Raw genomic sequence first — 18118 nt, forward strand, 5'->3', positions numbered from 1 at the left:
TATTTATAAATCAAATGGAACAGTCACAACTTTACAAAGGAAGCAATCTGATTCTTCCTGATGATTAAATTTGGATTATATACGATGCTATCGATTTTATTTTTAAACCTTTTGCGCTATTAAATTCGTAAAAGTCTGAAAACGCGTAAGTTTTTCCGTTTTGCATTTTCAAAACACCATTTACGGCTCCCGCTTTTCCGTGTGATACTATTTGATGAACTATTAATTCAGAAACCAATTGGGTTTTCATTAGTTCTAATACTTCTGTAAATTTTTCCTTTCCTTCTATTTTTTTGTCACCTATTATACTCCAAGTAATGGTGTCAGTTACACTTTCGATTAGAAAATCGACACCTCCTTTTGCAAAAGCGATATTAAATTTTTTTAGAAATATCATTTTTGGTGAATTTCCACAATCTGGATTTACCGTGATTTTAGTCATTTGACAACTTTACCATTGAGACATTTTATTTGAGGGAATGAACACCAAACATATTTCCTTCAGTATCTGAAGCTAAAATCATATAGCCATATTGACCAAGGGATTGTTTTGATTTAAGTATTTTACCGCCTGCCTTTTCTATTCTGTTTTCCTCTATGGCACAATTTTCACTTCTAAAGTACACGAGTGTAGCATTTCCTCCGGCTTCAATTCCTTCCATTTTGACCAGAGCTCCACTTGCTCCGTCTTTCTCCATGTCCATAGGAAAGGCTAACATTTGCATTTCTTCGTCAAGATCCTCAGGTGTTGGTAATTCACTTAATTGTAGGTCGAGAACTTCCTGGTAGAACTTCTGTGCTCGTTTTATGTCGTTCACATATATTTCGAACCAAACTACTGGATTTTCAGGTTTCATATTTTTGATTTTTAAGATTATCTTTCTCAAAAGTAACAACCTAAATTAGGTTTTTTCCTGTCATATGACAGGAAATTAATCGCTTCGTATTTCTTTTCTAATTCTGCTCAGGGAAGTATCTGTTATTCCTAAATATGATGCTACATGTTTAATGGGAGATTGTTGAATGATTTTGGGTTTATCTTTTATTAAGTTAAGATACCTTTCCGTGGCACTTTTAGTGTGAATATCTATTGAGCGTTGTTTTGAACTAAATAATTGTTTCGACATCCAGGCGCGGCCCCATTCCCGAAGACCTTCAATTTTATGAAATAGTTCCTGGAAAGATTGAAATTCTATTTTCCAGGCTACTCCATTGGTAAGCGCGACGATATTTTCGTTTGTTGGAATTCTTTGAAAAAGGGAAGAGACTTCTATTGAAATTTCATTTTCACCATGAAAATCGGTTGTGATTTCATTTCCATTTAAATCGTGAACAAATGCTCTTAACAGCCCGGATTCAATTAAGTAATATTCATTAGCCATTTTACCATTTTCCAGAAAGACGGTACCTTTTGAAAATCTGATCTTGTGGTGTTCACTTATGATGTCCTTTAAATCGATTTTACTAATTAATGGATGGTTATAGATGGATTGAAAAAAATCGACGTTCATTTTAGTGTTCTTTTAATATTTTGGGAAAGCACTTTCTTTATTTAATTCTACCAGAGTAACGTTTCCTATTACCGTTTGATATACCTGCCAGGTTTAAGATATCAAGATAGTAAAATTGAAAGTTTTTTCATATGTAAAAGTCAGAAATGAACCGGTGAAGGTTGATTGTCCCTAGGTAATGATATTAATTTATAAAAAAGCCAGCTACTTTTTTTGATAATATGCTTGATCAAAGAAAAGTAGCTGGCCTGGTAGCAAATAAGACAAAGGATTCACTATTGATACCGCTTAGCTTAAGCTTATTTTACATCAATAACGAATTCATCTCTTGGAATTCTTACTTTCTTCATGGGTTTGATCCAATCTTTTTCATCGTCAGCGTAACCGATATACATCAGGGATACACTTTTTAATCCTAATTTATCTAGTTCTAAAACCTCATCAACTACTTTATTGTCGAATCCTTCAGCAGGGCAGGTGTCTACTTTAAGTTCAGCCGCTTGTGCCAGGGCTAATCCTAATGCAATGTAGGTTTGTCTGGAGGTATGGGCAAAATTGATTTCTTCCGGAAGGTTTAGATATATTTCTTTCAGTTGGTTTGTATAACTACTAAATCTACCACGTGGAAGGTCTCTTTCATCTGTAGTAAAGTCATATACTTCGTCGATTCTTTCTTCTGTATAGTTATCCCAAGCGGCAAAAACCAATACATGAGAACAATCTCGCATAGACTCCGGATTTAATGCTCCGGGAATTAGTTTTTCTTTGATTTCCTGATTTGAAACCAAGATCACTCTAAATTGTTGTAAACCGGATGAGGTTGGAGCTAATCTAGCTGCTTCGATTATCTTTTCTACATTTTCCTCACTTACTTTTTTGTTTGGATCAAATGCTTTTACTGCATGTCTCCACTGGAGATTTTCGATCAATGACATCATATCTCTATTTTAATTTAATTATTTGTTGTATTAAGTTTTATCTCGATATTTCCTTTGGTTGCATTGGAGTATGGACATACTTGATGTGCTTTTTTGGTTAATGATCTGGCTTCATCCAATGAGATCTCAGGTATGTTTACATCCAGTTCTACTGCAAGACCAAAACCACCGCTATCAATCTGGCCAATGCTTACTTTTGCATTTACTGTGGTGGGGCCGGTATTTATTTTTGCTTTATTAATAACCAGGTTTAGTGCGCTGTCAAAACAAGCTGAATACCCTGCAGCAAATAACATTTCGGGATTAGCGTAATCATTGGTTGTTCCTCCCAGAGCTTTAGGGTATCTGATTTCCATATCCAAAACTCCGTTTTCGCTTTTTACCCGACCGTTTCTTCCTCCTGATGCTTTGGCAGCTGTTGTATAGATAGTTTTCATTACTATTTATTAATTTGATTTAAGATATTTCCAATTACATTTTGCAATTGTTGTAATTCGTTTGTCGTCATCTTCAGAGATGCTACGATCTGATCTGGGACACAGCTTGCATTTTCTCTTAGTTTTTTTCCGTGCCCTGTTAAACTGATCGTCACGATACGTTCATCTACCTGGTTTCTTTTTCTTTGAATGAGGTTTTTTTGTTCCAGACGTTTTAACAAAGGCGTCAGGGTACCACTATCTAAATGAAGCTTTGTACCAATTTCAGAAACATTTTGCGTGCCTTCTTCCCATAATACGATCATGACCAAGTATTGGGGATAGGTTAGATCGAGGTCTTTTAAAATCGGACGATATAGGTTGATTACCTCTTTAGCCAATTGGTAAAGAGGTAAGCAAACCTGGTTCGTTAATTTTAGTTTATCTGACATGATATATTATATATAACACTGCAAATATATCACACGATTAAATCGTGCACAACTTAATTTTGAAAAATTTAACTATTGAAATTTTTAGAAATGACTGATTATAAAAGTTTTTGACCCAGCATTAGGGGGTAACATGCATAGCCAGTGAATTGAATTTACCTCATGTTAAGTTTAATTTTATGATCGTTAACAGTGCATATTCTTATGGTGTTTACGAATGGAGGCTTTGGATAGCCCTGTAAAGTTTAGGCCTATTATTATTCAAGAATGTCTTTCCAATTTTCTTTTTCGTTGATAAAGGCCATTACCCAGTCCCAGTATTTAATTCCATTTACCTGGTAGTCACGATTGCGGACACAGTGAGATTTCCCTTTAATAAAAAATCGTTTGAACTGGTCAGGGTATTTTGCATTCAGGTCGTCTGTAGTCTTAACGAGCAAGGATTTATAGTTTTCCGGGGTCATTTTCAGAAAATCACGACCAATAACCTGATCCATATATGACGAGTAGAGTCCGATTTTAATCCCAGGATCTTTCAGCATATCATCATACCAATAGATAAGTTGCCCTGCGCATGGATCACAATTTTTGGGCAAGAGTTGACTAAGGTTCCAGGAAGCATCTACCATTTCCCAAAACTCATTATCGGGTTTAAGTAATCCCGGTCCACTTTCATTAAGCACATATATGGCAGCTTTGGGGTAAAGTTCCCTGAGAAGTCTGAGGTGAAGAATAGTTCCATATCCGCCAGCGCTGCAACCGGTAAGAAATATTTTTGAAGTATTCGGGAACTTCTTGTGCGTTAGTTTCAATGCTGCAACACTATTTTTTAGTCCGTTATGCCAATGATCAGTTTTATCGTCATCATTATAATCTTGTTTTGTATCGCCCATAAAAACAGAGCCATCGCAATATGGGATTACGACTTGATTCCAATCTTCTGTCAGTCGATCATCGAGTTGGGTTGTAAAATCTGAAATCAGTACGTCCTCCTCTGAGGTATTTGGTTTGCAATGAATCATTCCCGGCCAACACGCACCGCCACCTTGCAGGGATATCATCAGGTTGTTGGATTGTGAAGGTGTTTCCTTAAGGGCTATATAGAATTCGTCGCCATAGACACAATTACAGTCGGTTTTTGAGAAGTAGTAGTTTTGCCATCCATCAACTTTTGAGTTTACCCGGGATGTGACGGGGGTAATATCTCCGTACTTCTTCATGAAGGATTTGTTAGAGGAGCAACCAGGGAGTATGAACAACCACAAGATCGTTAATATAAAGGTTAGGTATTTTTTTGACATAACGCAGTTTTTTTATTGTCATTAGTAGTTAGTGAGTGTTTTGTTGTAAGGATGCGTTACTAAGTTAAGAAATTAAAAATGGAAGTTGTTAGTAATGAGTGTTTTATGGGGGGGGGTGATGGAGTTTTGTAATCTCACAGAAGTTAGTGACTTCCTTTGGTGAGATTGCCACGTCTTGCTATTGCAAGTCTCGCAATGACGTTGTGTTTGTGGTTATAGGTTTTGAAATGACCATCTTTTGATGTTTAAAAACAAAAAACCGAGCTTGAGGGCTCGGTTTTGAAGTACTGTTATAAAAACGAATGCTATTCTTGTATGCTGTCGTTTTCTTTATTTTGTTCACGAATGGTTTTAATGTATTCGTCTAATTCTTTACCATACTTCGATTTCGCTACCTCTTCCGTCAGTGAATTGTTGATAGAGTCAAGGTATTTTAATCGGGCGTTATATGTTTCTGTCAGGGCTAAGTATGGTGCCAGGTATGAATCTTTGTTATTAAGAATAAAGTTTAAGGTATATAAATATCTTCTTTTGGCATTTTTATCAGATTCGTTTTGTAGTGAATCGAAGGTAGCCGAATCTCCTTTTTTACTGGCTTCTACGCTTTCTTTTAAATAATTTAAGTTTCGATCGTTGAACTTAGAGATCATATCACGGTATTCTTTATACCTTCTGTGTGACTCGGAGCCTTCTATTTTGGCTTCAGCTATAAAGTAGTTACGCGTGGTATTCACAGTCATTTCTCCTGGTTCAGCGAATATTTCGAGCAAGTCATTGTTTTTTATGCCATCTTCTTTTTCAAGTGCTAAATAGATCATTTGAGGACTTTCGATGAAAATGTTGAAGTCAAAATTAGCATCACCGTCAACCACCATGGAGTCTACGATAACAAAAGCACTGCTATCTATTTTTTGTAGATAGAGGGTACCTTTCTTTAATCCGTCTATATTTCCTGTAATATGCAGGTTTTTCTTTTCTTTACTACATGCAACCATTAAGATTATTGCAAAAACAGGCGCTAGTATCTTTTTCATATAATTTAGTTTTTCAACTATTTGTGGTTATAAAGTCTTAAAAAATTCTTAATTCATTGTCTAGCGACAAAAATATTAGAATTCTTCAGAAAACAGAATAGGGATAAAAACTATTTTTGCTTTATTGGACATTTTAATATAAAATTGCTTTAGAAACCCCGGGGGATTATCTATGAAAAATATTTTAGTTATTGAAGATGAACAAAATGTAGCTGCCTTTATTAAAAAGGGACTCGAAGAAGAGGGCTATAATGTTTTTCTGGCTTATGATGGTACCACGGGCTTAGAACTACTCAAGCAGAGAAAAATTGATGCTGCCGTACTCGACATCATTCTGCCCGGAATTAATGGGTTAGAAATCGTTAAGGAGATTCGCCGGCGGGGATTTGCGGATGTACCTGTAGTGATGCTTACAGCATTGGGTACTACGGAGAATATAGTTACTGGCTTAGATGCCGGTGCTGATGATTACCTGATAAAGCCATTTAAGTTTAAGGAGCTTTTAGCGCGTTTACGTGCGTTGTCGAGAAGAAAGAACCTGTCTGTCGAAACCGATCAACTACTCTCGATCTCGGACCTTGAGTTGGATGTAAATGCGAAAATGGTTAAAAGGAATAGAAAAGAAATTAAGCTTACCTCTACCGAATACCGATTATTAGAGTATTTTTTGAATAACCAGGGAAGAGTATTGTCTCGTATTGACATTCTCGAGAGTGTTTGGGACATTGGTTTTAATATGGGGACCAATGTAGTGGATGTATATGTAAACTATCTTCGAAATAAAATTGAAAAGGGGTACAAATCGAAACTCATCCATACAGTAATCGGTATGGGGTATATAATGAAAGAGGATTATGAAGGTTCGTGATAAAATAACTCAAAATTTCACCATATTAACAAGTTTGCTTTTAATCAGTGTGTTTATACTGATCTACTTTTTTGCACAAAAATATACCCATAACGAGTTTTACCTTCGTTTAAGTCAGCGGGCTACCATCGCATCGCAGTTTCTATTTGAAGAAGATGCCTTAAATGCGAATATTTATAATGAGATCAGGTTAAAGCATTTGCAAATTTTGCCTGAAGAAGAAGAAAAGGTTTTAGCTGTTGATGTGATTAACAAGGTGGTTTTGGAAGAGAATGATTTGAACCTTCCGTCTACATTTTACGAGGTTGCTATAGAGCGGGGATTTGCCCGATATCACTATCACCCGAATGAAGTATTTTATTATGGATTGCTACGGAAATACAAGGGCAATCATTATCTCATTGTGCTCAGTGCGAAAGATATTTATGGAGAGGCTAAACTTACCAATCTTCGTAAAACCCTGGCTATTTGTTTTTTGATTGGGATTTTGCTGACCTATCTATTTGGGCGTTATTATGCTTCTAAAGTCATTAATCCAATTACCGAGATGATCAGGGAGGTGAATAAGATTACAGCCACGAATTTACACATGCGCCTGGAGGATAATGATAACAAAGATGAAATGGGGCAACTGGCGTCAACCTTCAATAATATGCTGGATCGCTTAGAAACTTCTTTTGATCTTCAAAGTAACTTTATAAGTAGTGCTTCTCATGAATTTAAAAATCCACTCACCGCTATTTTAGGAGAGATAGAAATTACGTTGAATCGTGAACGCAGTGGGGAAGAGTACAGGAATTCATTAATTAAGGTGGAAAAGGAAGCTATCAGGCTTGATATTCTGGTGAACGGGTTATTGAAATTAGCGCAGACTGAATTTGATGATAAGGGGTTGGTGATCGAGGAGGTCAGGATTGACGAGCTCGTTATCGGTGTACAAAGAGATTTTGATAATATACATCCGGAAAGTAAAATTATTTTTGACTTTTCGGAATTGCCATCGAATCCTGAAGATCTGGTGGTTCAGGGTAATAAGAGTTTACTTGGGGTTGCCTTTAATAATATATTGGATAACGCCGCTAAATTTTCGATGAACAAGGATGTTTCAGTGAAAATTACGGCCAGAGATCATAATGTGGTAGTCATTATAACTGATCAGGGGGTAGGGATTCCTCCTGACGAACTTAAAAATATCTTTGAGCCCTTCTTCCGGGCCTCAAATGTGAGGGGTGTTAAGGGATTTGGAGTAGGTTTGCCATTAACTTACAGAATTGTAAAATTGCATAGCGGACAATTAAATATTACCTCTGAGGTTGATTCCGGAACCCGGGTTGAGGTGGTGTTACCTCATAGAGATGAGCACATTATAGTAAGAAAATAATTTTTCTAATCTCGCTCTAATCTCCTTTTTAATTACTTCTTAATTCTTCTGGTTATCCTTGCCGTTCGAATTATTTTCTAATCACTTCATTGTGTGTGGATTCGAAAAAAATCAGAACGTGTAATAATAAAAATAAACTATGAAGAATTTTTTTGGAACCTATGTGAAGGCAGCTAAGTACGACATTCCGTCTAGTATTGTCGTTTTCCTGGTAGCTCTTCCTTTGTGTTTGGGGATTGCATTAGCATCCGGAGCTCCTTTATTCGCCGGACTTATTTCGGGTATAGTAGGGGGTATTGTAATTGGGTTGTTGAGTAAATCCAGCTTAAGTGTTAGTGGTCCTGCTGCAGGATTAGTGGTTATTGTTTTAAACGCTGTAGACAGCCTGGGTAGTTATGAGGCATTTTTAATGGCTGTTGTTTTAGCTGGGGTAATTCAGTTAGCACTTGGTTTTCTTAAGGCGGGAATTATCGGTTTGTATTTTCCTTCTTCGGTAATTAAAGGGATGCTGGCAGCTATTGGATTGATTTTAATTTTAAAGCAGTTTCCATATCTGATTGGTTTCACCGCTGATGCTTTTGGGGATATGAAATTTCTACAATCAGACGGGAGTAATACATTCTCTGATTTCTTTGCTGCTTTTACCCATATGGAGGTAGGTAGTTTAATAATTGGTCTGTTCTCATTATTTTTAATGATTTTCTGGGATCGTCCAATCATCAAAAACAACGGCTTATTGAAGAGGATACCGGCAGGTGTTTTAGTGGTAGTTATGGCTATTGTACTTAACCAGATATTTGGCTTGATAGCTCCTAACCTAGCAATTGATCCGGTTCATTTGGTTAGTCTTCCAATAATTTCTGAAATGGATTCAATTCAGGAGGTGTTTACTGCACCGAACTTTGGAGTACTTGGGAATCCAACGGTATATGTTACGGCTTTCACTTTAGCGATTGTGGCAAGTTTAGAGACTTTATTAAGCGTTGAAGCTATAGACAAACTGGATCCGTTAAAAAGAAGAACTCCGCAAAATGCTGAGCTAAAGGCCCAGGGGGTTGGTAATATTGTTTCTGGTTTGATTGGAGGACTTCCTATTACTGCGGTAATTGTAAGAAGTTCAGCAAACTTAGACTCAGGTGCCCGTACTAAGATGTCGGCTGTTTATCACGGTATTTTATTATTGGTTGCTGTAGCCGTGTTTCCTATGGTTATGAATATGATTCCATTGTCTGCGCTTGCAGCGATTTTAATCATGGTTGGTTTTAAACTTACTAAACCTTCATTATATAAAGCACAATATTTATTAGGTAAAGATAGATTCATTCCTTTCTTCGTTACTGTTGTTTGTATTTTATTCACGGATCTACTTGTTGGGATCCTGATCGGTATGTCAGTAGGTATCTTCTATGTATTAAGAGCGAACTATAAGGTACCATATTTCTTTAAAGAAGAAAAAGAGGAAAAGGAGAGCAAACCGCTTATCAGAATTGAATTGAGTGAGCATGTTTCATTCTTGAATAAGGCCAGTCTGCAGCTTACTTTTGAGCACCTTCCGGAAAACAGAGAAGTTTTAATAGACGGATCGAGCACCAAGGAGATTGATTATGATGCTTTGGAGGTGATATACAACTTTAAGAATACTGCGCATGAAAAGAATATTGTATGTCATTTCAAGAACATTCCTGAATTTGGTAAGAATGGAGAGATCATACAAAAGCCTAAACTTGAAGTACCTCACAAGAAGTTAGTTGGTAACTTTAAGAAGAGTGCCTAATTGGACGTGTACTAACTACAGGTAGCCGTAGCGGGTTGTTTTTAAATCCATTATTAAAGGAATTTGCTCAAGGTAGTTAGGTTATAAATGTTACTTATTGAATAATAAAGTTAGTTTGATTAATAAATCGGCAGTTTATTAATTATATCTGCGAAGAGGATACTGTAGGGGGTTTTCCTCTTCGCTTCTTCCAAAAAGCTATTTCTTAAAAATAATATTTTTAAAAATGAAAAACATACTAATACCAATTACAGATAAAAAAATAACCATTACTGATTTAAAGAAAACTGTAGACCCGTATAGAAGTGAAGCGTTAAATGTGGTTTTATTATATATTTCTAAATGTAAAGATCGACCGACAGAATTAATGATCTCTGCATTGAGGGATACTTTTGAAGATGATGCCCTGGCGGTGTTGATGCCTTTAAAAAGGGAGCTGCTAAAGGAATATAATTATCTCTCTGATTTTAGTGTGATTACTGAATCGAGCTATAAAAGTAAATATGACTCAATTGTAGAAGCCATAGATACTTATCAGGTAGATGTGGTGGCTTTAACACAAGATAAGAGTACAGCAGGTTTGAAGAAGCTATTGGGACTTAATGATAAGGACAGAATAGAAAGTAAATTGTCTGCTAATCCACATGTTGTTTTGGTTTAGAATTTCTTTTATTGAGTCGTCCTAATATAGGTTGACAGTTTTTAAAAAAGTTAAATCAAACCAGAGTAGTTCGCTTCTCTGGTTTTTTTATATGTACAAAATTAGGTGTTTTCATGTTAAGACTTAAATGTGGTCTTACATTATTGTAAGTATCAATAGACTCTTTAACCAGGAGTTCAAGTTCTTTCTTGTTATTGCATTGATAAATTAAAAATTCACTTTTTAAGATACCGTTTATTCTTTCGGCTAATGCATTTTGATAACAGTCATCCCCTGTAGTCATGGAAGGTCTGATATTGTTTTTTCTCAATTCCGTTTGATAAACCTCGGAGCAATATTGTAGCCCTCTATCCGAATGATGGATGAGCTTAGTGTCGTTTACTCTATTGTTGATGGCCATTTTAAGAGCCTTGACCACATTATCACTATTCATGTTGTCACTTAATTGATACCCCATTATCTTTCTACTGTAGGCGTCAGTAACTAACGATAGATAATGTGTGGCCTTCCTGGATTTCACATAAGTAATATCGCTTACAAAGTACTGTTCTGGCCTGTTGATTACTTGATCCTTCATAAGGTTGTCATGTTTTCTTAACCAGTGTTTGGAATCGGTTGTTTTTGTATAGTTCTTCTTTGGCTTAACAAGTAAGGCTTCTGATCTTAAGTAAGTAAATAGGGCATCTCTACCTATTTTTATACCCTGTAGCCTAAACTCGTCCCTTAGTAGATAATACAGCTTTCGCGTACCTATTCTTGGCATCTGCATACGCAATTGAAGTACTAATGCTTTTATTTTGGCAAGTTCCTTGGCTCGGGACTCCTGACGCTTTATGGACTGATAGAACCCTTGACGAGATATCTCAAACAACCGGCAACAACGTGATAGGCTCACTTCTTGTTCTTGCCTGATGCGTTGGATTGTTGAGATGAAAACTTTTTTCTGATTGAGGTACCATATTGACTGTCTGAGATATCAATCATCGTATTAAGAATCTTGTTCTTTAGTTTTTCATCATCTAACTCACGCTCTAAACGTTTAATTTTCTGTGCAGGTGTTTCTTTGGATTTCATAAATAGGTTTGGTTTGCTCCAGTCTAAGGTACCATGTTTTCTTAACCAAACCAAAACTGTGCTTCTACCTTGAATCCCGTAGTGTTTTTGAGCTTGCTTGTAGGTCATCTCGCCTTTTTCTACCTGCGAGACCACAGCTAATTTAAAGCCTAGGTTATAATCGCGCTGTGTGCGTTTGTTCCCTTTGTTCGTCCTTGTCTTTCATAAATAAGTCGTTTTTGTGTCAACTTATTTCAGGACGGGACATATAAATAAAAAAAAGCGGGGTTAAACCCCGCTTTTTTTATTATGTTTTGTGCATACATTTAATTCTTCATCCAGGCGTTTCGAAGTGCAATTTGATCGCTGCTTGCATTTGCTTCCTCAACGATGGCGGTTACTTCGGCCATAGGCGTTTTTGTTTTACCTGAGAGGGTAACTTCTTTTCCTTCTCGTACTACTACCATGGTAATATCCTGATCTGGTTGCCAACCGAATGAACCAATGATCATGTCACGAATATTATCCAGGTTATATGCTGTTCCATTAATGGATTTGATTATATCTCCACCCTGAATTCCTAAATCGGTCAGAAAAGAGTTCAGCTTTGTATTTCTGAAGAAAACCTCTTTTGAGCCTGGCTTCACGTCGATATATGGAATTTGTCCGTTCATTAAATACCCGGTTTCCTCCATTTTAGCGGTAAATGCTAATCCGACTTTATTTAAGAACGCGGTATAGTTTATTGGTGTGTCTCCGATGACATGTTTATTGAAGAAATCACCAACCTCAGGATACGTTAGTTTTACGATTTCGTCAATAATGGTATCGTCGTCAAAAGGTTTGTCTTTTCCATATTTGTCTGACAGCTGTTTCATTAGCCATAGGATTCCTTTCTCACCATTACTTTGTTCTCTGATAATGATATCAATGCACATGCCAATAAGGGCTCCCTTTTGATAGACATTAACATAATTACCTTTATAGGGTTCCTCTAAGATGTTTTCACTCATTACGGTGAAGGACATGTTATCGTCGTAATTTTTAGCGGTTTGAATTTTTTGATTTATACGATCATAAAATGCTTCATTGCTTATTAATCCTTGTTGAATTTGGAACAGATTTGCGAAATATTCTGTAACTCCTTCATACATCCATAGGTGCTTAGACATTGCCGGATCATTATAATTGAAATAATGTACTTCTTCCGAGTGTACAGATAGTGGAGTTACAATATGAAAGAACTCATGAGAAACCACATCGATCATGGTTTCAATCAAGGCTTGTTTAGGCATTGACTCGGGAAGTACCACGGTAGTTGATGTATGATGCTCCAGGGCTCCGAATCCGGTCGCATCATTTTCCTGTCCGGTACTTAGGTATAATAAAATGTGATAGCTTTTGGTTGCATTGACGTCTCCTAAAAATGTCTTTTGGGCTTTCATCATGCGCTCCATATCTTCTTTGATATCTATAGCTTTATAGGTTCCATTAGGGGAATATACAGATAGGGTAACTTCAATATCATTCACGGTAAAGGTTTCACTATCTAATTTTGAATACATTATCGGATTGTCTGTTACTTCGAAGTAACGATTGGCATAGAATGTATCTGTGTTTTCCTTCTGGTTCGCGACTTCTTTTAAGGAAGTTGAAGCGACAAACCCATTAGGGTGGGTGAAGGAAATCTGATATGGCCGTTGGTCAAGATCGTTGAAATACCCCACTAGCATGTGAAGGTTTAAAAAGTAATTGGTATTTGCTTCGATGTTCGTTCCTGCAGGGGAGAAAACGGCCTCGTCTACCTGTGTTTCTGTGTCGAACGAATCGTTTACCCAATAAGTTACTTTATTGAGGTTTTGAGCATTCGAAATTTGCCAGGTGTTCTTGTCTACCCGATTTGATTGCATTAGGTTACCGTCGTAATCGAAGGCTTTAAAATCATCTATAAACTGTCCGTAATCGTTATTGCTATAGGTTCCAGGGACTGTTTTAGGGATATAAAAATTAATGGAGGTTGTTGTGAACCTCCCCGGGTCCACTTCTACTTTTACTTTGTCATCTTTTACATTGACCAAATCAATGCTGGCATTTACCGGAAGGTTGGTTGCCAGGTCATTTACTTTGGGACCACAACTATATAAAATAGCAGCGGTAAGTACGGTTATGAATATTTTTTTCATTCTTTTAATTTTAGTGTTTCAGTTAACTAGTGTGTTTGTTAAAGGTAAAGTTACAGTATTTAACATTATTTTAAACCAAAACCTCCCTAAAACCGATGAGGTCTGAGGGAGGTTTTGATTTTTGTTGAAATAATAGTCCGAAAATATAGACCTATTTTAGTCTTTAAATAGTTTAGCTATGTGTTTAGCAACGCCATCTTCTTTGTGATGAAGCGTAATGGCATCTGCCACTGCTTTTACTTCGTCTCTTGCATTTGCTACTGCAACGCCATGACCTACGGCATTTATCATTTCGGTGTCGTTGTAATTATCTCCAAAAGCGATTGCATCATCAATAGACAGTTTAAAGTGCAGGTCCAGCAATTTTTGGATACCGGTAAGTTTTGATACTTGTTTGGGAGCAATTTCAATATAAGTGTCTTTGGAACGATATAGATGCAGGTCATTCCCGAATTCTTTAGTAAAATATTGAAAGGCTTCTTCTATTAAATGAGCTTCGCCCATACACGTAATTTTATGAGCACCTTTATTTTTGTTCTTCCAGTCTTCTAAAGTCTCGATGTTGGATTTGATTTCGGGTGTTACCCTGGTATTATTTTCTTCTCTTTTGGCCCAATAATCGTATTGTTCTACATACCATTCGTCGTTGTTAAAAAGGCTTAGATGAAATTTTTCTGCTGAAATTTGTTCATTATAAGAAATGATACGTTCTAATAAATTACCGGGAATCTCCAGGTTGTGCAATATTTTATTATTTGCTATTACCAGGGCTCCGTTATAACAAATCAGGGGTTGGTTTGTTACCCCTAGTTTATCTTGTATGTGATGCATTTGCTTTGGCATTCTTGCTGAAACCAACACAATAGGAACGTAATCTTTTATCCTCTGAATTTCTGAAATGGTTAATGCTGATACATCCCGGTTTTTATCTAAAAGGGTGCCGTCTATATCGGTAAATAATATTTTATAAGGCATTATTCTTTTTCTTTTTTAGTTTTCGGATCTCTATTTTCGTTCTTTAAGCTTTGCATCAGCATCCATTCGATCTGCCCATTGGTACTACGAAACTCGTCAGCAGCCCATTTCTCGATTGCTTTTAGCATATCTTCATTGATCCTTAATGCAAATGCTTTTTTCTTAGGCATATTATTTATTAATAAATTCAGTAATAGTTTCTACTAGTTCTGAAGCGAGTGCAAAATTAGCAGAATAATATGATTCGTTATTTTCTTTTAGTGTATGTACTTCTTTTAGTACATGATTCATATCTTTTATAATTCTCAAATCTGCATCGGGTTTTGCGTTGAATAGATTTTTTGCATCTTCAATCCTTACTTGTATGTCGGCATCTCCCTGAATAATTAATGTTCTGGCTTTAACATTTTTTATCTCTTCTAAAGGTTTATAAGCTATATATGATTTAAGAAAATGATGATTTGCAGGGGCAAATATTCCAACCAGATAAGGGTTAACGTTTAAAATGGTGTCTGTTTTTTTAAGTTCTTCAAAATGCGCTTTTACGGTAGGAGAGAGTGCTGCGCTTTGAGCGTTTATCTGACGCATTATTAATGTTTCAAAATCTTCAGATGGTCCTGCAAGGGATATATAATTGGTGACGTTAGTGTCCTGTGCAAGCATGGCGGTTAATGAACCTTGACTATGCCCTATGAGGGTAATATTTGTAAAGCGTTTATCTTTTTTGAAGTAATCAATAATTACTTTAACATCTGTAACAAGATCTTCGAAAACCGTTTTATCGGACATTAATTTAATATTCTCTGCAATAGATGTTCTCTTATCATATCGATAAAAGGCAATACCTCTTGCATTTAAACTATCAGCCAATAGTTTAATATAATTGGCTTTGATTTCTATGGTGCCGAGTTTTTGATTGCCATTTCTATCTACATTACCGGAGCCATGAATAAAGATGGCCAGGGGCATTTTTTCATTTGATCCGGGGTAACTTAGCGTTCCGGGTAATGCAATGTTGTCATTATAGAGTGCCACTTCTTCCTGCTTTATGTCCTGACTCTGGCATATAAGATTGGTGAAGAGGCATATATAAAAAACGAGCTGTTTCATGTTGTCGTAATAGGATTAAAATAGGTTGTAATTGTTTTATCGGCCAATTCCGGTTTTTGGGTACCTATTAACAATTTTTTATTGTTTTTGTAAATAATCTGAATGCCTTTATTACCTCTTATGTTCAGTGCTTTGCCTTTTCCGCGAAAACCAATACGCCAACCATAGCCTCCATAATCTTTGATCGGGTTATACTTAATTACTTTACACATTTTGATTTCTCCCCATTTGATGGTTTTATCATTTCTCTGAATTGGTGAGAATCTATAGTGAATGCCAATCTCATTTATTTTGGTAGTTAGTTTAACAGTTCGGATCAGGATAAATATGAGTCCCATGGTAACTATTATGATCACTAATGCTGTAACTGATTCTTTATCTCCATTATTTAATTTATTTTTTTCCAGGATGAATGGAATTAAAGCACCAATAAAGGCCAATATTAAAGTAGCGTAGATCCACCATTGATTAAACCGCTGCTCTTCGGTAAAGACTTTCATTATCTTTCATTTTTATCGCGTTCGAGAATGGCTTTTATTGCGAAATTTTTATCGCTGAATACGGTTGTTACAACGCGCCATCCATCGCGAGCATACCCATTTAATTCTGCTTCAAAATTCTTGTCTGTATTTGTAAACAGGTTTGATTTTTGTTTTAGGATTTTATATTCTTTCATGTTGAAATTTTAATGGTGTAAGGTTCCTGCATTGACTATAGGGGCTGCATCTTTGTCGGAGCAAAGTACTACCATAAGGTTACTCACCATGGCTGATTTACGTTCTTCATCCAGATCTACCAATTCTTTTTTGCTTAATTCATCTAGTGCCATTTCCACCATACTTACAGCCCCCTCTACAATTTTATGACGGGCGGCAACAATTGCGGTGGCCTGTTGACGTTTAAGCATTGCATTGGCGATTTCCTGAGCATAGGCCAGGTAACCGATTCTGGCTTCTAAAACTTCGATCCCTGCCATAGCCAGGCGTTCCTGAATTTCTTTCTCCAAGTCTTCACTGACTTCATTAACGCTAGATCTTAAGGTGATGTCTTCATCCAGTCCTTCATCTGCAAAGTTGTCGTATGGGTACATGCTTGCCAATTTTCTAACTGCTGCATCCGTTTGGACACGTACAAAGTTTTCATAATTATCAACGTCGAATGCTGCTTTATAGGTGTCGGTCACTCTCCATACCAGAATAGTACTAATCATTACAGGGTTTCCAATTTTATCATTTACTTTTAATCGTTCACTATCGAAATTACTGGCTCGTAATGAGATCTTCTTTTTTGTAAAGAATGGGTTCACCCAATAAAATCCATTTTTCTTAATTGTGCCTACATATTTTCCAAATAGTAAAAGAACCCTCGAGTTATTTGGATTTACGAGGGTGAATCCCGGAAGTATGAATAAAGCAATTATTATCGCAATGAGGAACATCGTATTTGATTGTGAGATTACCATATACAAGCCTCCGAAGAAAAGGATCATTGCCGCAAAGAGCATAAGATATCCGTTTAAGCCAGATGTTATTTTTTCATTTGTCATAATGATAGTTTTGTATGATATTAAAATGATATCATAAAGATATTGAATTAATTTTTAATAGTTCCGATATTTAACATTTAGATTTCATTGATATAATTACTTTTGAAAAAAAATAAAGAATGAAAAGATTGTTATTATTGCTAGTGCTATCGAGTCAGTTTTGTTTGGCAGAGACTTCAATATGGGGAGCTACCGGTCATAGGGTTGTCGGAGAGGTAGCGACTGAATACTTAAAAGGCAGTACTAAAAGAAAGTTGAATTTATTGTTAGATGGTCAGAGTTTAGCTTTAGTATCTACTTTTGGAGACGATATCAAATCAGATAAGCGATATAAAGAGTTTAATCCGTGGCATTATGTGAATATTCCATCCGGGGGATTATACGATTCACATGATGCCTCGGCGCATGGTGATATTATACAGGGAATCGAAAAGTGCATTGCTGTGATTCAGCAAAAGGAGGCTACTAAAGATGATAAGGCCTTCTATTTAAAAATGCTTGTACATTTAATAGGTGATTTGCATCAGCCTTTGCACGTAGGGAGGGCTGAAGACAAGGGAGGTAATGACATTCAGGTTAGATGGTTTAATAAAGGGACTAATTTGCATCGGGTTTGGGATAGCGATATGATCAACCATTATAAGATGAGTTATTCTGAACTTGCAGAGAACCTTCCGAAGTTAAGCAGGAAAGAGCGAAAAGCTATTGAGGAAGGTACTATTTTGGACTGGACTTATGAATCACAAAAGCTGGCTGATAAAGTGTATGCAACAGCTGATTCAGGTGCTAAATTAGGATATGGGTATATGTATGAAAATTTTAGTCAGGTGAGGTATCAATTGTTAAAAGGGGGAATTCGACTGGCTAAGGTTTTGAATGCCATTTTATGATAATTTGGCAATAGAATGTTGATTA

21 protein-coding genes are annotated in these 18118 nt (G+C 36.4%); 5 read left to right on the plus strand and 16 right to left on the minus strand.

From position 1 onward, the window contains the following. Positions 1-64 precede the first annotated feature (64 nt). The 8 genes from P278_RS01895 to P278_RS01930 form a co-directional block, all read right to left on the minus strand. Positions 65-442: a nuclear transport factor 2-like protein gene (locus P278_RS01895; protein WP_038261344.1), complete on the minus strand. Its 378-nt coding sequence runs from the start codon at positions 440-442 to the stop codon at positions 65-67. Between the two features lie 25 nt (positions 443-467). Then, entirely contained in the window at positions 468-857 is a 390-nt protein-coding gene (locus P278_RS01900) for a VOC family protein (RefSeq protein ID WP_038261347.1), read from the minus strand. Positions 858-932: 75 nt separating this feature from the next. Then, positions 933-1511 (minus strand): Crp/Fnr family transcriptional regulator, encoded by a 579-nt coding sequence (locus tag P278_RS01905; RefSeq protein WP_038261350.1) that lies wholly within the window; start codon positions 1509-1511, stop codon positions 933-935. 299 nt (positions 1512-1810) lie between these two features. Continuing rightward, positions 1811-2446, minus strand: coding sequence for a nitroreductase family protein (locus P278_RS01910; protein ID WP_038261352.1), 636 nt, complete (start codon positions 2444-2446; stop codon positions 1811-1813). A 17-nt stretch (positions 2447-2463) separates the two neighbouring features. Further along, entirely contained in the window at positions 2464-2886 is a 423-nt protein-coding gene (locus P278_RS01915; protein WP_038261355.1) for an organic hydroperoxide resistance protein, read from the minus strand. A 2-nt stretch (positions 2887-2888) separates the two neighbouring features. Further along, positions 2889-3317 carry a MarR family winged helix-turn-helix transcriptional regulator gene (locus tag P278_RS01920; protein ID WP_038261358.1) on the minus strand — a complete coding sequence of 143 codons (429 nt, stop codon included), beginning with the start codon at positions 3315-3317 and terminating at the stop codon, positions 2889-2891. 257 nt (positions 3318-3574) lie between these two features. Next, positions 3575-4537: a pectin acetylesterase-family hydrolase gene (locus P278_RS01925; RefSeq protein WP_038261360.1), complete on the minus strand. Its 963-nt coding sequence runs from the start codon at positions 4535-4537 to the stop codon at positions 3575-3577. Positions 4538-4923: 386 nt separating this feature from the next. Beyond that, positions 4924-5652, minus strand: coding sequence for a DUF4369 domain-containing protein (locus tag P278_RS01930; protein ID WP_038261363.1), 729 nt, complete (start codon positions 5650-5652; stop codon positions 4924-4926). 172 nt (positions 5653-5824) lie between these two features. On the opposite strand from P278_RS01930, the gene P278_RS01935 reads away from it, so the two are divergent. From P278_RS01935 to P278_RS01950, 4 genes are all read left to right on the plus strand, one after another. Further along, positions 5825-6520, plus strand: a complete 696-nt coding sequence (locus P278_RS01935; RefSeq protein WP_038261366.1) for a response regulator transcription factor — start codon at positions 5825-5827, stop codon at positions 6518-6520. Further along, entirely contained in the window at positions 6507-7901 is a 1395-nt protein-coding gene (locus P278_RS01940; protein WP_038261370.1) for a sensor histidine kinase, read from the plus strand. Before P278_RS01935 ends, P278_RS01940 begins: the two co-directional genes overlap by 14 nt. 139 nt (positions 7902-8040) lie before the next feature. Further along, positions 8041-9675 carry a SulP family inorganic anion transporter gene (locus P278_RS01945; RefSeq protein ID WP_051413355.1) on the plus strand — a complete coding sequence of 545 codons (1635 nt, stop codon included), beginning with the start codon at positions 8041-8043 and terminating at the stop codon, positions 9673-9675. A 226-nt stretch (positions 9676-9901) separates the two neighbouring features. Further along, the gene (locus P278_RS01950) at positions 9902-10336 is read left to right on the plus strand and encodes a hypothetical protein (RefSeq protein ID WP_038261373.1); all 435 of its coding nucleotides are present in this window, start codon (positions 9902-9904) and stop codon (positions 10334-10336) included. Between the two features lie 55 nt (positions 10337-10391). Here P278_RS01950 and P278_RS01955 read toward each other — a convergent pair. From P278_RS01955 to P278_RS01985, 8 genes are all read right to left on the minus strand, one after another. Continuing rightward, a protein-coding gene (locus tag P278_RS01955; RefSeq protein ID WP_235444231.1) for an IS3 family transposase occupies positions 10392-11545 on the minus strand; the annotation gives its coding sequence in 2 pieces (ribosomal slippage) (positions 10392-11272 and positions 11272-11545; 1155 coding nt in all). A 170-nt stretch (positions 11546-11715) separates the two neighbouring features. Continuing rightward, positions 11716-13572: a M61 family metallopeptidase gene (locus P278_RS01965; protein WP_038261381.1), complete on the minus strand. Its 1857-nt coding sequence runs from the start codon at positions 13570-13572 to the stop codon at positions 11716-11718. Positions 13573-13728: 156 nt separating this feature from the next. Next, complete coding sequence (locus P278_RS01970; protein ID WP_038261384.1) at positions 13729-14547, minus strand: Cof-type HAD-IIB family hydrolase; 819 nt, start codon at positions 14545-14547, stop codon at positions 13729-13731. Beyond that, positions 14547-14717: an Arc family DNA-binding protein gene (locus P278_RS16370; RefSeq protein WP_074979468.1), complete on the minus strand. Its 171-nt coding sequence runs from the start codon at positions 14715-14717 to the stop codon at positions 14547-14549. Before P278_RS16370 ends, P278_RS01970 begins: the two co-directional genes overlap by 1 nt. Before the next feature lies 1 nt (position 14718). Further along, positions 14719-15657: an alpha/beta hydrolase gene (locus P278_RS01975; RefSeq protein ID WP_038261387.1), complete on the minus strand. Its 939-nt coding sequence runs from the start codon at positions 15655-15657 to the stop codon at positions 14719-14721. Continuing rightward, positions 15654-16157 carry a hypothetical protein gene (locus P278_RS16705; RefSeq protein WP_038261389.1) on the minus strand — a complete coding sequence of 168 codons (504 nt, stop codon included), beginning with the start codon at positions 16155-16157 and terminating at the stop codon, positions 15654-15656. The genes P278_RS01975 and P278_RS16705 overlap by 4 nt, the downstream gene beginning before the upstream one ends. Beyond that, the gene (locus tag P278_RS16375; protein ID WP_082436061.1) at positions 16157-16333 is read right to left on the minus strand and encodes a DUF4177 domain-containing protein; all 177 of its coding nucleotides are present in this window, start codon (positions 16331-16333) and stop codon (positions 16157-16159) included. Before P278_RS16375 ends, P278_RS16705 begins: the two co-directional genes overlap by 1 nt. Before the next feature lie 9 nt (positions 16334-16342). Beyond that, positions 16343-17203 carry an SPFH domain-containing protein gene (locus P278_RS01985; protein ID WP_038261393.1) on the minus strand — a complete coding sequence of 287 codons (861 nt, stop codon included), beginning with the start codon at positions 17201-17203 and terminating at the stop codon, positions 16343-16345. 119 nt (positions 17204-17322) lie between these two features. On the opposite strand from P278_RS01985, the gene P278_RS01990 reads away from it, so the two are divergent. Then, positions 17323-18093 (plus strand): S1/P1 nuclease, encoded by a 771-nt coding sequence (locus P278_RS01990; RefSeq protein ID WP_038261395.1) that lies wholly within the window; start codon positions 17323-17325, stop codon positions 18091-18093. Positions 18094-18118: the final 25 nt, after the last annotated feature.

It is taken from the genome of Zhouia amylolytica AD3 (assembly GCF_000511935.2).
Taxonomy (GTDB): Bacteria; Bacteroidota; Bacteroidia; order Flavobacteriales; family Flavobacteriaceae; genus Zhouia; species Zhouia amylolytica.